Below are 16496 nucleotides of genomic sequence, written 5' to 3'. Positions count from 1 at the left end.
GGAAAGATGGTCGTGCACATGACACGACCTTCCCGTGCTCTCTGCCCAGTGAGGACCGATACCAATCCGTCCATCCCGCCGACCGTGCAGAGGAGCGCGGACGGCCGGGGAACGGCTGGTTGGGCGGCCTCTGGAAAACCCGTCTTACGCCGCGAGGTTCAAGGGAGCGCTCGCACGCGTCACCGGAGGACCTCCTTGCTCCGGTCGGCCGCGATCGAGTAACTCCGAGGTGAGAGAGCGTGAGAAGAGACGTCTCGTCGCCGCGGTCAGCACCCGAGGGCACACGCGTCCGGCCGCACAGAGCGGCGGGACGACAGAGCTACGAACTCAGTGGTACAGGGGGCTGACGGCGTGACCGAAACCCCCACCGTGGATGCCTCAGGGCTCGACATGGCCCGCGCGTTACCCGGCCAGTGCCCGTCGGAGCGCATCGGTCTCTCCTGTCGACGCCTCCGAGCTTCCGATTCTCATACCGGTATAGTATGGCCGGTATAGTTATTGGTTGCATGAGAAGGTCGACGCATGATCGAGATTCTGAACCACACCCTGTTGGCCCGAGCGAGGGAGACAGGCGCCCTGGTCGCTGACATCCTCCAGACGCTGAAGAGCCGTAGCACGATCGGCACGAACCTTCTGGACATCGACCGGTGGGCCAAGACCATGATCGTCGAGGCTGGAGCGCAGTCCTGCTACGTCGACTACGAGCCGTCCTTCGGACGCGGCCCGTTCGGCCACTACATCTGCACGGCCGTCAACGACGCCGTGCTCCACGGACGGCCGTCCGACTGCACACTTGCCGACGGCGATCTGCTGACACTCGACCTCGCCGTCTCCAGGGGCGGAGTCGCCGCAGACGCCGCCATCAGTTTCATCGTGGGCGACGCGAAGCCCCCGCAGAGCGTCGCGCTGATCCGTGCGACCGAACGCGCGCTGGCCGCGGGGATCGCCGCTGCCGGGCCCGGGGCCCGCATCGGCGACATCTCCCATGCCATCGGCACGGTCCTCAGCGAGGCGGGGTACCCGATCAACACCGAGTTCGGAGGTCATGGCATCGGATCGACGATGCACCAGGACCCCCACGTTTCGAACACCGGCCGCCCTGGCCGTGGATACAAACTGCGTCCCGGGCTGCTGCTGGCACTGGAGCCGTGGGTCATGGCGGACACCGCTGAACTCGTCACCGATGCCGACGGGTGGACGCTCCGCAGTGTGACGGGCTGCCGGACGGCGCACAGTGAGCACACGATCGCCATCACCGACGACGGAGCCGAAATCCTCACCTTGCCGAAGCAGGCGCGGCCATGAGGTAGGAGCCCCCCGTGTTCCTCCTCTCCGGGCACCGCACGGCGAACCGTCGGTGAAACGAGAGGCTGCCCATGCCTCATGTCAACGCTGACCTGGCTCCCCGACACCGCGTCGACGCTCCCCCACACCGCGTCGACGTCGCTCGTCCCGTCGCCGACGGGTGGCCGATCCGTACATCCAGGGCCTCTCCCTAGGACTGGCCCATGCCCCCGGAGACGAACAGTTCGGTGCCGCTGACGAAGCCGGCGTCGGCGGAGGCCAGGAAGAGTACGGCTCCCGCCACCTCCCGGGCCTGTCCGAGCCGGCCAAGGGTGGTGAGCGACACGAGATGGTTCCGTGCCTCGGGGGAGAGGCGCTCCAGCGCCGGGGTGTCGATGGGGCCGGGATGCAGCACGTTGACGCGGATACCGCGACCGGACAGTTCGGCGCTCCATACACGGGCGAACGATCGCAGCGCCGCCTTGCTGGCCGCGTAGAGCGACGATCCCGGCATCGCCTTCTCCGCGGCCGCCGATCCGTTGAGGATGATGGAGCCGCCTTCGGTCATCAGCGCGGCGGCGCGCTGGGCGGCGAACAGCGTGCCGCGGACGTTGAGGCCGAAGACCTCGTCGAAGCCGGCCGGCGTCACCTCGGCCAAGGGCTCCTGGAGGCTGCCGATCCCCGCGCTGGCATAGAGGATGTCCAGCCTCCCCGCCTCGGCGGCGATGGTGGTGAACAACATCTCGATGTCTTCCAGCTCGGCCGCGTCGACGCTGATTCCACGCAGTCGCGGGCCGAGGCGGCGCACCGCGTCGTCGAGGAGCTGCTGACGTCGGCCGGTGATGTAGACGAGGGCACCCTCCTCGACGAACCGCTCCGCGGTGGCCAGAGCCATTCCCGATGAGCCGCCCGTGATGAGCGCGATCTTCCCGTCGAACTTTCCTGACATGCACTTTTCCTTTCCTCCGGGGCGGCTGGGCCGGCCGGGGCCGCGAGGGACCACGGCACACGGCTGCCGGGCGACCGCGGGCGCCCCTCGCCGGATTACGTCATCACAGTACCTGATGCGTGCGCAGGCATCTAAGTCTGGGGGCATGCAGAGGCTGGTAGTGTGGATCTCGTGAAGGCGCCTCGGACGACATCAACGGTCATCTCGCAGCCGGAGCAGGACGGCTGGTTCGGGCTGATGTACGCCCAGGCCGCCATGCGGTCACGGATCGAGACCGTGCTGATGGAGCGCCACCGGCTCTCGTTCAGCGCCTTCGAGATCCTCTGCCGCCTCAAGGACTTCGAACCCCAGCCGGTCCGCTCCCTGGCGAGTGAGCTGGTGACCGTGAGCCCTACCCGGGCGTCCCGGCTGGTGCAGGAGTTGATCGACGCCGGCCATCTCGTGCGTGGCGCCAACCAGGATGACGGCCGGGTTTCCTTGATCAGCCTGACGGAGGACGGCCGCGGCTATATCGAGACCGTGGCCAGGACGTTCGAGGAGTCGGTCAAGGAGTTCTTCGTCGAGCCCCTCGACGGGGACGACATCGCCGCCCTGGCGCGGATCTGGCAGAAACTGGAAGCGGCCGACGGCTGAAGCCTGGCCGGTGACCCGGTGACCCGGTGACCCGGTGACCCGGTGCGCAGAAGGATCAGAGCCGGGCTGCCAGCATCGGCGCGCCCGCGCCGGTGAGGCGGTCGCGTGCGTGTCCGCGCCCGGCCAGAAGCGAGATGAGGGCCTCCGCCGGGCCGCGCGCCGGTGGCCGGCCGGCTGATCCCGCGCTCCACCCGGTGTCGGTCGTGGTGAGGTGCAGGTTCCTGCTCCTCTTCCTGGCGGGGATGAAGGGGTTGGGGATGGTTGCCTCCACGTGGAGGACAGCGTTCGCTGTCTCCGGCGCGAGGTTCGCGGACCGGTCGAGGGCCAGCGCGATATCGAGATGGTGGACGGTGTGGTCGCCCAGGAGCAGCGGAGCCGGGAGCAGCCGTCCGACTCCGCGGGGGCGGTCGCGCCCGCGGTCGAATTGCTCGATCAGTTCGGCGGCGCTGTGGCGATGGGCGTGTGCGCGGGTGAGTATGTCGTTCGCGGTGTCGAAGGAGCCGCGCCGCCTTGCCATTTCGGCCAGCAGCCGCGTGTTCGGGAGCTGAAGGCCGAGGGCCAGGTGTGCCAGGACGTCCTTGTTCGTCCAGCCGGCGCACAGGCTGGGTGCGGCCCACTCGTCATCGGTCAGCGAGTACGCGAATGCCAGGAAGTGCTCGTCCTGGCGGCGGACGAGGTCACGCATGGAGGGCCTCGCTCAGGCCGAGGTGACGGGTGAGGAAGGCGACTTGGTCGGCGATGATCCCCTCGGCGAGCGGTGCGTGGTACACCTCGAAGTGGTCGGCGGGGTAGCGGATGGCGACGCCCCTCGGAGCGCGTTCGGCGGTCTTCACGGCGATGCGGGGGTCCGTCAGCGTCTCGTGGTCCGACACGCACACCAGCAGCGGAGACGTGATCTTCGCCGACCTGCGGGAGGCGTTGAGGGTGACGAGTTCGGCGCCGACCGCGGCGGTGACCCGGTTGTCGAAGTCCACGTCCGGGGGAACCATGCCGTACCAGCCTTCCTTGGCTCCTGGCACGGTCACGACCGCGGAGGTGGCTGGTTCGCCGACGACGGCGATGTACCTGCGGGGGAGCCGCAAGGCGGCCCGGAGCAGGTCATCGGTGATCGGGCCGACGAGCCTGAGGACGTGTCGCAGGCCCGAGCTGAAGGCCGCGTTCACCGTGTTGACCACCGGGCACTGCACCACGGCCGCGGCCAGTTCGGGATGCCGGGCCGCCGTCAGCAGGACGTGGGTCGCGCCCATCGAGGTGCCCCAGAGGGCGATGCGGCTGCCATCAATCTTCGGATCCCGCCGGACGAAGTCGAGGGCGGCGTCGATGTCCGCCAACTGGCGACGCACCGATATGAGTTGGCGCGGGGTTCCTTCGGAGGCTCCGAGGTTGCGGAAGTCGAAGGAGAGCACGGCCATTCCGGCAGCGGCGAAGGCCTGTTCGTACGGGGCGAGCCGCATCTCGTGGGTGGCGCCGAAGCCGTGGACCAGCACGACGGCCGGAAACGGCCCGGTGCCTGTGGGGCGGGTGAGCCAGGCGGCGCACCGGCTGCCCTTGGACTGGAACGACGTGTGCGTGGTGTCGGACATCGTCATTGCTCCTCTCGTTTAAGTACACCGTACGTGTTGTAGAGTCGTTTACGTACGACGTACGTGTCAAGTGGAGGTCCCATGGCAAGGCCGGCCCGTTACACGCTCGCCCAGATCCAGCGGCAGGCCCTGGAGATCGTCGACCAGGAGGGCCTCGCCGGACTCTCCATGCGCAGCCTCGCGGCCGCTCTGCACACCGGGCCGATGACGCTGTACAACTACTGCGACGGCCGGGAGGGTCTGGAGGAACTCGTCGTCGACGCGGTGGCGGCGCTGGTGCCCCGGACCGAGCCGACGGACGACTGGGTGGCCGACGCGAGGACCGCGGCCACGGCGCTGTGGAGCACTGTCCGCGAACACCCGGCCGCCATCCCGCTGATTTTGACCCGCCGCACCTCCTCGCCCGGCGCCCTGGCCCCGGCCGAGGCCCTGGCCGCGGCCCTGGCGCGGTCCGGGCGGACCGGCTTCGACCTCTTGGTCGCGTTCCGCGTGGTCATGGGCTTCGTCACGGGCATCGCGCAGTCCGAACTCGCCGGACCGCTCACCTCCGGCAGCGACCCCGGGGCGGAGGCCGACCGCGTCCGTACCGTCGCGAGTGATGCCAACCCCACGCTTGCCGCACTCGCCGCCATGGCCGGCGCGGACGCCCACCGGGAGTTCGAAGAAGGGCTCACCCTGATCCTGGCCGGACTCGGACCGGAGCCTTCGGCACAGGAAGGGCATCGTGGGTCGCGGGCGGCACCTCGCTGAGTGGAGGGCCGCCCGCGACCCCTGTACCAGCCGCCCGCGACCCCTGTACCAGGGGTGGAGGGACAGACCCTAGAGAACGACGATGCCCTCGCCCGCGACGGCGTCGGGAACGGGGGTCGTGCTGATCTTGGTGAGGGAGCCGTTGTCATTGATGCGGAAGCCGTCGACGGCGCCGACACCGCCTGTCTGCACGTACAGGTAGTGGTTGTCGGGTGTGACGGCACTGTCGACGGTGCCCGTACCGGTGGGGGTGTTGCCGAGCGGAGCGAGTTGTGCTCCGCGGGTCTGCCGGAAGCCGGAGACGGTGTTGCTGCCGGCGTTGGAGACGTAGAAGCGGTTGCCGGCGCGGGTGACCCAGCAACTGGCCTGCTGGCCGGTGAGGATGTCGTCGAGCAGGGTGACGTCGCTGTCGTTCTCGATACGGAACGTCAGGACGGCGTTGGGGCCCGCGTCGGCGACCACGAGGCGGCCCCGCTGGTCGAACGTCAGACCGAAGGGGGCCGACCCGGCCTTGCTGCTGACGACGGGCCGGGCCGAGGGGGCGCCGGAGCGGTCGAGGGGGAAGACCGCGAGGCTGTTGCCACCCATCTTGGTGCTCACGACGAGCCGTGATCCGTCGGGGGTGAAAATGATCTGCCCCGGGGTGTGCAGGAACTCCGGTGCGGTGGAGGTGTTCAGACGCAGGGCGCGGTGCCACGCCGGGACGCGGTGGAGACCCTTCTCGGTCAGCCGGTAGCCCTGGACGGAACCTCCCTTGCGGGCGTTGAGGACATAGACCCGGTCCTCGTGCACCGTGACGCTGACGGGGAAGGTGCCGCCGGAGGAGATGACCTGCCGGCGGTGGAGCCGCTCGCCGTCGACGGAGAACACGGTGATCGAGTTGCTGCCCGCGTTGACGGCGTACAGCAGTTTGTGGCGGCGGTCGTAGGTGAGGGATCCCTGGGAGGCGAGATGGTCGACGACGGAGCCGCCGAGGATCCCGCCCTTGCCGTTGGTGGCGTAGACGGCTCGCTTGTGGAGGGTGCCGTTCGGGGCACGGTGATAGGCGACGATCTTGTTACCGCTGGTGCTGTCGGTCTGGACGAAGACAGGCCCCTGGTGTTCTCCGGCCGGCCGGGGTGAGTCGGCGGACGCGGGAATCGCGCACGCGGCCACGAGCGCGGTCACCGCGGCGGCGATTCTGGTGGTACGGACGAACATGCTTGTGCGCTGCATCGTTCCCCTTCGGACTGAGGCGGATTCGCGGGACGGACGCCCGCCGGGCCGGTCCGGCCGAGGGCAGGGTCCGTTCGCCATGATCGTGCGAGCGGCCCCCGAAGCCGTGGACCGACCGGGACCGTTCCCCTGGGGGAGTGAGCGGCAGGGCACCGGACGGCGGTACGCACCCACGGGGGGTGAGGGGCCGCCGCCGACGCTTCCTGTCGCTGAGGCGGGGTACTCGCGCACTGCGCCGGACAGGCGTGCCGGCCCTCGCCGTGCGCACCCGACGGGTGCACACGGCCCCGACGAAAGGCGGTCTCACAGTGGACGCGATCGTGCTGCTCAAAGACGACCACAAGACGGTCGAGAAGTTGTTCAAGGAGTTCGAGAAGGCGGGCGAGAACGCCCACAAGACCAAGAGGCGGATCGCGGACAAGGTCATCGAAGAGCTGACGGTCCATACCTGGATCGAGGAAGAGGTCTTCTACCCGGCCGCCCGCAAGGCGGTTCCCCAGACCACGGACCATGTCCTGGAGAGTGTCGAGGAGCACCACGTGGTGCTGTGGATGCTCTCGGAACTGGCCGGCCTGGATCCGGCCGACGAGCGGTTCGACGCGAAGATGACCGTGCTGATGGAGAACGTCCGTCACCACGTCGAAGAAGAAGAGCAGGAGTGGTTCCCCCAGGTCCGCGCCGCCCTGGGCCGCAACCGCCTGGTCGAACTCGGCGAAGAACTCGCCGCGGCCAAGCCCACTGCTCCCCGCGACCCGCTCAAGGTCCCCAGCGCCCACCAGTGACACGCGCGGCGGCCCGGCCGCGGCCCTCGGCCGTGTTCGGGCCGGATACCGCGATACGGCATGCGGCGACGTACAGCACCGGCCCGGGTTCCGTGGCATTCGCCGTCCCGGTCACCCGGCGGCGCCACACCCTTGCCGGGTTCGGCCGCGACGCGGCCGAACCCGGTGGTGCGCCCGTTCCGGCGCGGTGCGCTCGGCCGACGGCTGACGAGAAATGCACCCTTTAATCCGATTGCTATATTCGCACGCTTTGTACTCGTCGGTGAGCAGCCGGGCGACCAGGAGGACCGGCAGGGAGTGCCGTTCGTCGGGCCTGCCGGCGGCGTATTGCACAGGGCGCTGGACGAGGCCGGGCTCGACATGGCGGAGACGTACCTTGCGATCGTCCAGCCGACCAGCAGGGTCTGGCCGAGCTGGGTTCGCGACGAGAGCGGCCAGCGCGATGGTGCGGGCTCGGGCGGGACGCCCCGTGGCGCCGCGGGCCGCGGTCCACGCGGCCGTGGCCCCGAGAGCGGTGGCGAGGGCCCGTACGGCGGGGCGCGCGCGGCGCGAGGGGGGCGCGAGGGGAGCCGCCAAGAAGACGACCGTGAAGCCGTGACGCGTCGGAGGCGGTCGGACGCGTCGGTGCGCGGACCCTCAGGCGAACGCCGGGGTGGCCGCGCGCCGCGCATTCCGCTGCCCGTGGGTCGCGCTGGTCAGGTGGTCCGGCGGTCCGGGCGCCGCCGGTTGACGCCCCTCCGACGAACACGGACCGAACGGTCCCGCCGTTTTCCCGTCTTCCCCAGATGCGGCCGGTCCGGCCTCGGCGGAAGCTGGGAAGAGGGAGCACGTTGAGCTACCAGGCTGGAACGGCCTCCCCCCTGAGGCGCCGTCGGGACCGGCTTCCTCGGGACACTTCGCCACGAGTACGAGGTATAGCCATGCTGATCATCGGGATTCTGCTGATGGCGGCCACCGCCGCGTTCACGGCACTGCTCATCGCCTTCAACCTCTCCGGAGGCCCGGACTACGCGGTGACCTTGTTCAGCAGCCAGCCATTCACCCTCAACGCACTGGGTACCTTCCTGAGCGGGATCGCCCTGACACTGATCTTCGGTCTTGGACTGTGGCTCATGCTGGGAGGCGCGGCGCTGCTCGCCCACCGGAGCAGGAAGCGGCGCGCGGCACGCGACGCCGTGGCCGAGCGCGATGAACTCAGGAGCCGGCTCGACGGCACCCGTACCGAGCCGCCCGGGGCCGGCTCCTCGGACAGGGGTGCCACTCCGCTCTCCGCGTCGACCTCGCGCCGGCCGGCACACCGCTTCCATCTCCCCAGGCACGGACACTGAAGGGCGCGTCCCCGTGGGTACGCGCCCGGTTCCCGCGCGTCACGCGCGGGAACCGGGCGTGGATGCGCGCTGTGCGACGAGGTGCTCTTCGTGAGCCTGGCGGAGCGCCTTTGTGACAGGCAGGAGGGCGTGCCGCGGTCGGCTTACTCAGGTCGAGCTGAGCACATGTGCTCATGCCCGGCGCATGCCGCGCCGCGAGCATGAGTGCGGCGGCGCGAGAGAGCGCCGGATCTCATCCATCTGAGAAGTTGCGGAGTACCTCCTATGTCCCGACGTATCGCTCTGTCCGTGACCGCCGGTGTCGTCGTCCTCGGAGGCGCCGGAGCTTTCGCCCTCGCCTACGCGGGGGAGCAGCCCCCCGCCCTGGCGCACAGCAGCGCCCGCTATGTCGCTCCCGACGGCGACCGCGACGGCTCGTTCACCTTCACCACCGACGTCACGGCGTCCTCCGGCGTCAAGAGCCTGAAGGTGCTGGCCTGGCCGGCGAACTCCGCCTTCGCCGAGCAGGAGCTGACCGCCAAGGACATGGCCGCCGCGGAGTCGGCCACCTGCGAGTCCGCCGGCAAGGACACCGTGCGCTGCACCTACACGACCGAGGTGGCCGGCGCCGAGGCCGAGTCTTCCCCGCACGGTCCCTGGCACGTCGCCGTCCTCGCCGCCGCCGAGGACGGCACCACCACCCTGGACACCGAGGCGGCGGTCTTCACCGTCAGGTGAGCGGACCGCGCCCCCCGATGCCCAGGTCCTGGGGCCTGGGCCCTGGAGATCGTCCCCCTGGCCGTGCGGTTCCTTCGGATTCACCACACCCTACGGACTGTCAGAGGGTCGCCACACCACGCGGGTTGGTTTCGGTGGTGATGGTGCCGATGACCGCGTTGGTGGCCGTGCTGATCACGGAGACGGTACTGGGCGACAGGTTCGAGACGTAGACATAAGCTCCGTCCGGGCTGACCGCCACGCCACGTGGATTGGTGTTGACGGTGATGGTGGCGCTGACCGTGTTGGTGGCCGTATCGATCACTGAGATGGTGTTGGCGCCCTGGTTGGCGACGTAGGCGCGGGTTCCGTCGGGGCCGACCGCGACACTGAAGGGGAGGGCGTCGACGGCGATGGTGGCGATGACGGTGCTGGCGGCCGTGTCGATCACCGAGATGGTGTTGGTCCCCTGGTTGGCGACGTAGGCGTGGGTTCCGTCCGGGCTGAACGCGACACTGAAGGGGAGAGCACCGACGGTGATGGAGGCGATGACGGTGTTGGTGACCGTGTTGATCACCGAGACGGTGCCCGCGGTCAGATTGGTGGCATAGGCGCGGTTACCGTTCGGAGAGACCGCCATCCCCGAGGGCTGAGGGGGGACGATGATGGAGGCGATGACGGTGTCGGTGGCTGTGTCGATCACCGAGACCGTGTCCGAGGTCAGGTTGGTGACGTAGGCGCGGTTACCGTCCGGAGAGAACGCCACGCCGGTGGGGTTGCTGTCGACGGCGATGGTGGCGACGACGGTGTTGGTGGCCGTGTCGATCACCGAGACGGTGTCGGCGCCCTGGTTGGCGACATAGGCGCGGCTGCCCTGCGGGGAGACCGCGACACCGGTGGGGTTCTTCTCGACGGGGATGGTGGCGATGACCCTGTTACTGGCCCTGTTGATGACCGAGACGGTGCCGGAGGTCAGGTTGGCGACGTAGAGGGCGGGGAGGACGGGGAGGATGTACGTGTATCCGCCGGGGACGGTCGCACTGCCACCGGGGGTGGTGACCACGACGGGGACGTTTCCGGCCACACCCGCGGGCGTCACCCCGGTCAGGACGGTTCCGGCGGGATTCACCGAGATCCCCGTCGCCGCGACGCCGTTGAAGGTGACACCGGCGGAGGCCAGCTGCGTTCCCGTGATCGTGAAGATGGTGCCGCCGGAGACCGGGCCGGATGGGGGAGCGAGCGCCGTGACCGTGGGCACGCCCACATATGTGTAGGTCAGGCCGTTGCTGGGGCCCCCAGCGGTGGTGACCCGCACGACAACTGGACCGGCCGCGTTTCCGGTCGGCACGGTCACGCTCAACTGGCTGTCGGAGAGGACCGTGGGGGTGGCGGAGTTGGGACCGAAGGCCACACTGGTGGCTGTGCTCAGGGCGGTGCCATTGACGGTGATGGTGTTGCCGCCGGCCAGCGGGCCGGAGGTACTGCTCAGATGCGTCAGCACCGGTGGGCCTACGTAGAAGAAGGGGACCGGAGCGCTGGTGCCGCCGGGAGTGGTGACGGTCACCCCCACCACCCCGCTTCCGGCAGGGGACCTCGCGGTGACCTGAGTCGGCGACACCTGGACGATATCGGTGGCTGACTCGGTACCGAACCGCACCGCGAAGGTGCCGCTGAGGCCCGGACCGGTGATGGTGACCAGGGTGCCACCGGCGGTGGACCCGTGGTCGGGGGAAATGGTGATGGCCATGATGGTGCCTCCTGGACGTTGCCTGCCGTCCGCTGGTGGGCCGGAGGCGGGACTTGCCGCGGTGGGCACCGGGGCGGGGCGAACCTGTCTGCTCCGAGCGCCGCTGGTGGGGAGTACGGCACCGCGCAGATGTACAGGCGTCTGACATGTGTCGCCGGTCATGGAAGCCCGCGCCGACGCTGCCGACTTCACTGACCTGGATTGCGTCGATGCCGGTCAGGGGGGAACCGGGCCGCGCCGCTCACGGGCCCTCGCGCTCTTCACAGCAAAAGCGAGCGCCGGGACCGTGCTTCAGGTCGGCATGGAGATCCGAGGAGGCGGCCCGGCCGGGCAGTGACCGGAGCCTCTTGGCTCTTGCCTGGTCCAAGTGAACCGACACTGTTCCAGATACGAAAGGTCGCAGTCGAGGCGCATGGGAGTGAAGATGAAAATATGAGTGGAGTCCCCTGGTGAGACGGGCGCGCCGGAGTGCGCTGCTTCCGCCCGTGCCCGCCCCCCCACGGCGGCCGTAACGCGCGGTGGCGGGCGTGAAGGAAGTGCGGGCTGTTTTCCCGGTCGCGCGGTGCGCTTCAGCGTCCGCGGTCCGCGCTCCACCCCTTTACCAGGGGCGGGTGACGCTGTTGGTGTCCAGGGTGACGCTGCCATCGCGTGCCAGGGTCTGGCCGTTGACCGTCGCACCGGCGGTGACGGTGATCGAGATCTGGGCCAGGACCCGGCCTGCCAGGGCGGTGCCGGTGCCCAGAGTGGCCGAACTGCCGACAAGCCAGAGGACATTGCGGGCCGTTGCGCCGTTGATGAGGAGCACGCTGCTCGCGGTCGCCGTCGTCAGGGTCGATCCGATCTGGAAGATCCAGGTGGCGTTGCGATCGCCCAGGGCATCCAGCGTGAGCGTGCCGGTGAGCCCGATGGAAGAGGCCGCGTTGTAGACGCCGGGTGTGAGTGTCAGACCGCCGAGGTCTCCGGAGATGCTGGCGTCCGGGGTCTGGCTGACGGCGTTGTCGTACGTGGCGATCAGATCGGCGTGCGCCGCGACGGCGTCGGCGTCCGCGGTGTGGATGGTTCCGTTCACCTGGCCGGGCGGGAATCCGGTGATGGACACTCCCGGGCTCACCCCGAGGTCTCCGGTGATGGTGGTGAGGCCGGTGTTGGTGACCGATGCTCCGCCCAGTACCGCGAAGCGGCTCAGATAGGTGTAGGCGCCCGGGGCGGTGGTGGTGCCGCCGAGGGTGGTGACGGAGACATCGGCCGGGCCGAGGGCACCGGCTGGAACAAGGGCGTTGATCTCGGTGTCCGAGGCGATCCGGTAGGAGAGGACAGGTACGCCGTCGAATGTGACGCTGGTGGTGTAGAAGAACGCGGTCCCGGTGATGACGACGAGGTCGCCGCCGTCCACCGGACCTGAGTCGAGCGTGATCACGGTGACGGAAGGCGGGTCGAGATAGGTGTAGGTGACCGTGTCCGCGATGCCGCCCCTGGCGCGTACGGTGACCGCCACCGGGCCCGCGGAGATCGCCGCGGGAACGGTCACCGTGAGCTGACCGTCGGAGTCGACCGTGAACTCGGCGATCTGCGTGCCGAAGCGGACCTCGCTCGTGGTGTACAGACCGAGGCCGGTGAGGATGACCGTGTTGCCACCAGCCAGCGGGCCCGCGGGGGGCGGGACGAGGCGGATGACCGGCGGCGGCAGGTAGTAGAAGGTGCCGACGACCCCCGTGCCTCCGGGAGTTGTCACGGACACCGGGACGGCACCATGGCCGGAGGGGGTGATGGTCGCGAGGGTGGTGTCGTTGACGACCGTGAAACTCGTGGCGGGGCGGGAGCCGTAGCGCACGCCGGTGGTCCCGGTGAAGTGACTGCCGGTGAGGGTCACGGCGTCACCCCCGCCGGTGGATCCCTGATTCGGTGACACCGGCATGAGGAGCTCCTCGAGTCCATCGGTTCGACGGACCAGGCTCGTCCTTGAGCCGGCCCCTGCACCAACACGGCGGGTTCGACTACACCCAGTAGCCCACTGGTGAAAAGTTATGGCAACGACGGGCGCCCCATTTCACCCGAACGAGTGTCGGTGCGCGGTTCGGTGAGAGAGCGGAGGAAGCTGGGCTACTGGTGGGAGGGGAGTTGTACCGGCCAAGCGCTCCTGCCCTCCGACCAGTAGTTCTCATGACGGGACCCGGCAGCTTGTCAGGAGACCGTCGCCGGGGCGTCCCGGAGGGTGACGTTGGCGTGGCTCTCCTGGAAGCTCTGGTCCGAAACGAGGGTCAGCCGGGCCGTGGACCGGAACTCCGGCAGGGTGGTGGAGCCGCAGGAGACCATCGTGGTCCTGAGCTTGGCGATGGTCAGGGCGAGCCCTTCGTCGAGGTCGCCCGCGTAGGGGACATAGCCGTCCACGCCTTCCTCGAAGACCAGTCCCTGGCCTCCCTGGCCGTAGCGCTGCCAGTTGCGGGCCCGGTTCGAGCCCTCACCCCAGTACTCCTTCACGAAGCCGTCACGGGTGGGCAGCTTCGCGCCGGCCGCCTGGTCGAAGCGTGCGAAGTAACGCCCCATCATGACGAAGTCGGCCCCCATCGCCAGGGCCAGGGCCACGTGGTAGTCGTGCACCAGCCCGCCGTCGGAGCAGATCGGCACGTACTCGCCGGTGCGTTCGCGGAAGGCGTCCCGGGCGGCCGCGACGTCCAGCACGGCGCTGGCCTGGCCGCGGCCGATGCCCTTCTGGTCCCGAGTGATGCAGATGGAGCCGCCACCCACCCCGACCTTGACGAAGTCCGCCCCCGCCTCGGCGAGAAAGGTGAACGCCTCCCCGTCGACCACGTTCCCGCCGCCGACCGGGATCTCCGGATACTGCTGCTTCACCCAGGACAGGGCCTGCGCCTGCCAGTCGCTGTAGCCGTCGGACGAGTCGAAGCACAAGGCGTCCACGCCTGCCTCCAGCAGGGCCGGGACGCGCTCCTGGTAGTCATGGGTGTTGATACCCGCGCCCACACGCAGACGCTTGGCGGCGTCCACGACCTGGTTCGGGAAGCGCTTGTTGTCCGCGTAGTCGGAACGGAACACCAGATGCTGAAGGAAGCCCTCGGTATCCAGCACCGGGAGGCAGTCCAGCCGTTCGTCCCACAGCCGCGCGTTGGCTTCGGACAGCGTGATGTCGGGCCCGGCGTGGGCCAGATCGGCGACAGCGGTCATCCGGCCACTGACCGGTCCGTCCAGATCATGGCGCTGGGGGTGGAAGTCCCGGGAGGTCACCAGGCCGGCCAGGCGGCCGGTGGCGGTCCCGTCGTGGGTGACCGCGGCGGTGGTGTGACCGGTGCGGCGCATGACATCGGCCAGGAGGCTCAGGCTGTCGCCGGGGCGGACGTTGGTATCGCTGGTGACGAACCCGGCCTTGAAAGCCTTCACCTGGCGGACCGCCGCGGCCTGGTCCTGGATCGGCTGATTGTGGTGCAGGAAGCTGAAACCGCCGTTTCGCGCGAGCGCGATCGCGAGATCGGGTGTGCTGACGGCCTGCATGATCGCGGATGTGAACGGGGACCGCAGCTCGATCGCCGACGCCTCGCCCGTGATGTGCCGCACCAGGGGTGTACGCAAGTCAACCGTCGCAGCCGAGCAGTCGGTCCGCGTCCGGTTCGGCAAGAGCAGAAACTCGTTGAACGTCCGTGAGACCTCGGCGATGATCTGTGCCACTCGTTCCTCCTGACCCGTCGGCCGGGGCCCGACTGCCCCGCCGTGAGGATCGCCCCCGTGTCTCAGGGCCCGGGCAGGCAGGGATCGGCACGGCAGCCGTGGAGGTGCCACCAACTGCGGCAGAGCCCTGACCGGCCCGTGGATCGAACGGGGTGCGGTCGTGACCCGGCACCCTATCGATCAACTCAGTTGCCGCACGAATCGTGGCCGTCACCGGCAGCCGCCACCGCGGGCGGTCGCTTGAAGGCCACCACGCTCGGCCGAAGAATGGCACAAGAAGCACAACAGCGTCGAACGGGCGATCAACCAGCTCAAACAGCAGCGGGCCATGGCCCCCCGATACGGCAAGCGCCGCCACGTCCGCCTCGGCACCGCCACTGCCGCGGCACTGGTGACCTGGCTCCGCTCGTGGGCGCCAGGATCAGCCCCTATCCGTCTTCCGGCAGATGGAAGTAGACGGTCCCTGACCACCAGGGGCCGTGCTCGGTCGTCTCCGACTCGATCACCACGTCCTGGATCTCCACAGGGCCCAATACGTCAATGGCGTCGGCCAGCCGTCGCAGGAGAGCCGGAACACTGTCGCAACCCGGGCCGGCGGGGTTGGCCAGCGAAAAATGGCGCACGGTCCAATGCTTCGGGGTGTCACCCATGGGCAGATCGTAAGGCCTGCCGTCACCTGGTCAGCAGGCCGACCACCGGGGGACGGGAGGCTCAGGTCCCGAGGCAGTCGAGACCATGATCGACCGGACAGGTCCTGGGTGTTGCGGGCCAGGGCATTGTCGGCGGCGGCAGGTCGGGTCACCTCGGCCATGGGCGCGTTCGGCCCGCCGTGTCGGCAGTGTGCTGCTGGAGGCGACCGTCGGCGTCGGTGTGTTCGATGTCTTTGTCGCTGCGGCGTGGTGTCGTCGCCCAGGAGGGGAGCCAGGCTCTCTCGGGGAGCGGTGCCAGGCTTCCGAGGTGGTTGATGATGGTCCGGAGTCCCGGGTGTGGATTCGCTCGGGGGAGGATGAGCGAGAGCGGGTACGCGAGCGTCGGATTCACGATCGGGATGCGGCGCAGGTCGTGGCTCGTCGGCCAGATGTACCGGTCGCGCGAGCCGACGAGGGTTGCCACGTCTGCGGAGTCCGCGAGGATGTCGAGGAGTACCTCGTCGCCGAAGTTCGGGCCCGCGGCGTCAATACGGAGGTCGAAGGCGGTGGCGAGCTGATCGTAGAACTCTGCCCATTCGCTTCGCGGCGCGATACCCGGCACCCAGATCCGGTGTCGGCGCAGCTGGGACGGTGTCAGTGTTCGTGCGGAGGCGAGCGGGTGCCTCGGGCCGACGAGGAGCTCCAGCGGGGAGTCGAACGCGTGGATCATCCGCACGTCGCGCGGCAGTGTGGCCGGGTCGGTGACCGAGCGGAACGAGGCGTCGATGTCGCCCGCTCGGACGGCGGTGACCGCCACGCGCGGGTCGTTGACCCTGAGGGTCACCACGTCGAGGTCGGTTTCGGGACGCGACCGCCAGTAGTCGTGCAGCACGACGGCCTGCGCGGATCGCAGACCGAGAACGTCGATCCGAAGGGCCCGTGAGCCCGGTCTGATCGCGGTGATGGCGCGATCGACACCCGTGATGATGTTCCGGGCGTGCGGAAGGAAAGCCTGGCCGTCGAGTGTCAGCTCGACCCCTCGCGCGGTGCGGGTGAACAGCCGGACGCCGAGTGCGCGCTCAAGGGTCGCGATCCGCTTCGACACGGCCTGTTGCGTCACGCCGAGTTCGTCGGCCGCGTGTCGCAGCTGTCCGAACTCGGCCGCGCGGACGAATGAACGCACCGCCTCGGTATCCATTGATCCAGCGTACGTGTGCACAAC

At 69.2% G+C, this 16496-nt stretch carries 15 protein-coding genes and 1 pseudogene; 7 read left to right on the top strand and 9 right to left on the bottom strand.

What is annotated here, in order from left to right; genetic code table 11:
- Nucleotides 1-522: 522 nt before the first annotated feature.
- Nucleotides 523-1305: a type I methionyl aminopeptidase gene (gene map, locus ACFYYH_RS18670; protein WP_388551895.1), complete on the top strand. Its 783-nt coding sequence runs from the start codon at nucleotides 523-525 to the stop codon at nucleotides 1303-1305.
- 190 nt (nucleotides 1306-1495) lie between these two features.
- On the opposite strand, the gene ACFYYH_RS18665 is transcribed toward map, so the two are convergent.
- Nucleotides 1496-2233: an SDR family NAD(P)-dependent oxidoreductase gene (locus ACFYYH_RS18665; RefSeq protein ID WP_388551893.1), complete on the bottom strand. Its 738-nt coding sequence runs from the start codon at nucleotides 2231-2233 to the stop codon at nucleotides 1496-1498.
- A 162-nt stretch (nucleotides 2234-2395) separates the two neighbouring features.
- Between ACFYYH_RS18665 and ACFYYH_RS18660 the strand changes: the two genes are divergently transcribed.
- Nucleotides 2396-2866: a MarR family winged helix-turn-helix transcriptional regulator gene (locus tag ACFYYH_RS18660; RefSeq protein ID WP_388551891.1), complete on the top strand. Its 471-nt coding sequence runs from the start codon at nucleotides 2396-2398 to the stop codon at nucleotides 2864-2866.
- 55 nt (nucleotides 2867-2921) lie between these two features.
- Here the strand turns inward: ACFYYH_RS18660 and ACFYYH_RS18655 are convergent, their stop codons facing one another.
- Nucleotides 2922-3551, bottom strand: a complete 630-nt coding sequence (locus ACFYYH_RS18655; RefSeq protein ID WP_388551889.1) for a maleylpyruvate isomerase family mycothiol-dependent enzyme — start codon at nucleotides 3549-3551, stop codon at nucleotides 2922-2924.
- Nucleotides 3544-4449, bottom strand: coding sequence for an alpha/beta hydrolase (locus tag ACFYYH_RS18650; RefSeq protein ID WP_388551887.1), 906 nt, complete (start codon nucleotides 4447-4449; stop codon nucleotides 3544-3546). The genes ACFYYH_RS18655 and ACFYYH_RS18650 overlap by 8 nt, the downstream gene beginning before the upstream one ends.
- Before the next feature lie 81 nt (nucleotides 4450-4530).
- Here ACFYYH_RS18650 and ACFYYH_RS18645 point away from each other — a divergent pair, with 81 nt between their 5' ends.
- Entirely contained in the window at nucleotides 4531-5199 is a 669-nt protein-coding gene (locus tag ACFYYH_RS18645) for a TetR/AcrR family transcriptional regulator (protein ID WP_388551885.1), read from the top strand.
- A gap of 69 nt (nucleotides 5200-5268) precedes the next feature.
- Here ACFYYH_RS18645 and ACFYYH_RS18640 read toward each other — a convergent pair whose 3' ends face one another.
- Entirely contained in the window at nucleotides 5269-6414 is a 1146-nt protein-coding gene (locus ACFYYH_RS18640) for a lactonase family protein (protein ID WP_388551883.1), read from the bottom strand.
- 308 nt (nucleotides 6415-6722) lie between these two features.
- Between ACFYYH_RS18640 and ACFYYH_RS18635 the strand changes: the two genes are divergently transcribed.
- The 4 genes and pseudogenes from ACFYYH_RS18635 to ACFYYH_RS18620 all read left to right on the top strand — a co-directional run bounded on the left by ACFYYH_RS18635 (nucleotide 6723) and on the right by ACFYYH_RS18620 (nucleotide 9241).
- Nucleotides 6723-7196, top strand: coding sequence for a hemerythrin domain-containing protein (locus ACFYYH_RS18635; RefSeq protein ID WP_388551881.1), 474 nt, complete (start codon nucleotides 6723-6725; stop codon nucleotides 7194-7196).
- Between the two features lie 243 nt (nucleotides 7197-7439).
- Nucleotides 7440-7574 (top strand): annotated as a pseudogene (locus tag ACFYYH_RS18630) (uracil-DNA glycosylase family protein); the annotation flags it as partial.
- 542 nt (nucleotides 7575-8116) lie between these two features.
- On the top strand, nucleotides 8117-8524 hold the full coding sequence (locus ACFYYH_RS18625) for a hypothetical protein (RefSeq protein WP_388551879.1): 408 nt from the start codon (nucleotides 8117-8119) through the stop codon (nucleotides 8522-8524).
- A gap of 264 nt (nucleotides 8525-8788) precedes the next feature.
- Nucleotides 8789-9241 (top strand): DUF5707 domain-containing protein, encoded by a 453-nt coding sequence (locus ACFYYH_RS18620; protein WP_388551877.1) that lies wholly within the window; start codon nucleotides 8789-8791, stop codon nucleotides 9239-9241.
- 100 nt (nucleotides 9242-9341) lie between these two features.
- On the opposite strand, the gene ACFYYH_RS18615 is transcribed toward ACFYYH_RS18620, so the two are convergent.
- The 5 genes from ACFYYH_RS18615 to ACFYYH_RS18595 all read right to left on the bottom strand — a co-directional run bounded on the left by ACFYYH_RS18615 (nucleotide 9342) and on the right by ACFYYH_RS18595 (nucleotide 16472).
- Nucleotides 9342-10967 carry an IPT/TIG domain-containing protein gene (locus ACFYYH_RS18615; RefSeq protein ID WP_388551875.1) on the bottom strand — a complete coding sequence of 542 codons (1626 nt, stop codon included), beginning with the start codon at nucleotides 10965-10967 and terminating at the stop codon, nucleotides 9342-9344.
- A gap of 598 nt (nucleotides 10968-11565) precedes the next feature.
- Nucleotides 11566-12882, bottom strand: coding sequence for an ice-binding family protein (locus tag ACFYYH_RS18610; protein WP_388551873.1), 1317 nt, complete (start codon nucleotides 12880-12882; stop codon nucleotides 11566-11568).
- Between the two features lie 266 nt (nucleotides 12883-13148).
- Nucleotides 13149-14645 (bottom strand): IMP dehydrogenase, encoded by a 1497-nt coding sequence (locus ACFYYH_RS18605; protein ID WP_388551872.1) that lies wholly within the window; start codon nucleotides 14643-14645, stop codon nucleotides 13149-13151.
- A 428-nt stretch (nucleotides 14646-15073) separates the two neighbouring features.
- A complete protein-coding gene (locus ACFYYH_RS18600; protein WP_388551870.1) occupies nucleotides 15074-15295 on the bottom strand; it encodes a hypothetical protein in 222 nt (73 codons plus the stop codon).
- Between the two features lie 148 nt (nucleotides 15296-15443).
- On the bottom strand, nucleotides 15444-16472 hold the full coding sequence (locus tag ACFYYH_RS18595; RefSeq protein ID WP_388551869.1) for a LysR family transcriptional regulator: 1029 nt from the start codon (nucleotides 16470-16472) through the stop codon (nucleotides 15444-15446).
- Nucleotides 16473-16496 lie beyond the last annotated feature (24 nt).

This window comes from Streptomyces sp. NPDC002018, from assembly GCF_042890865.1.
Classification (GTDB): Bacteria; Actinomycetota; Actinomycetes; order Streptomycetales; family Streptomycetaceae; genus Streptomyces.
Note: the sequence above shows the minus strand (reverse complement) of the source record. Positions and strands in the feature narration are given on the sequence as shown.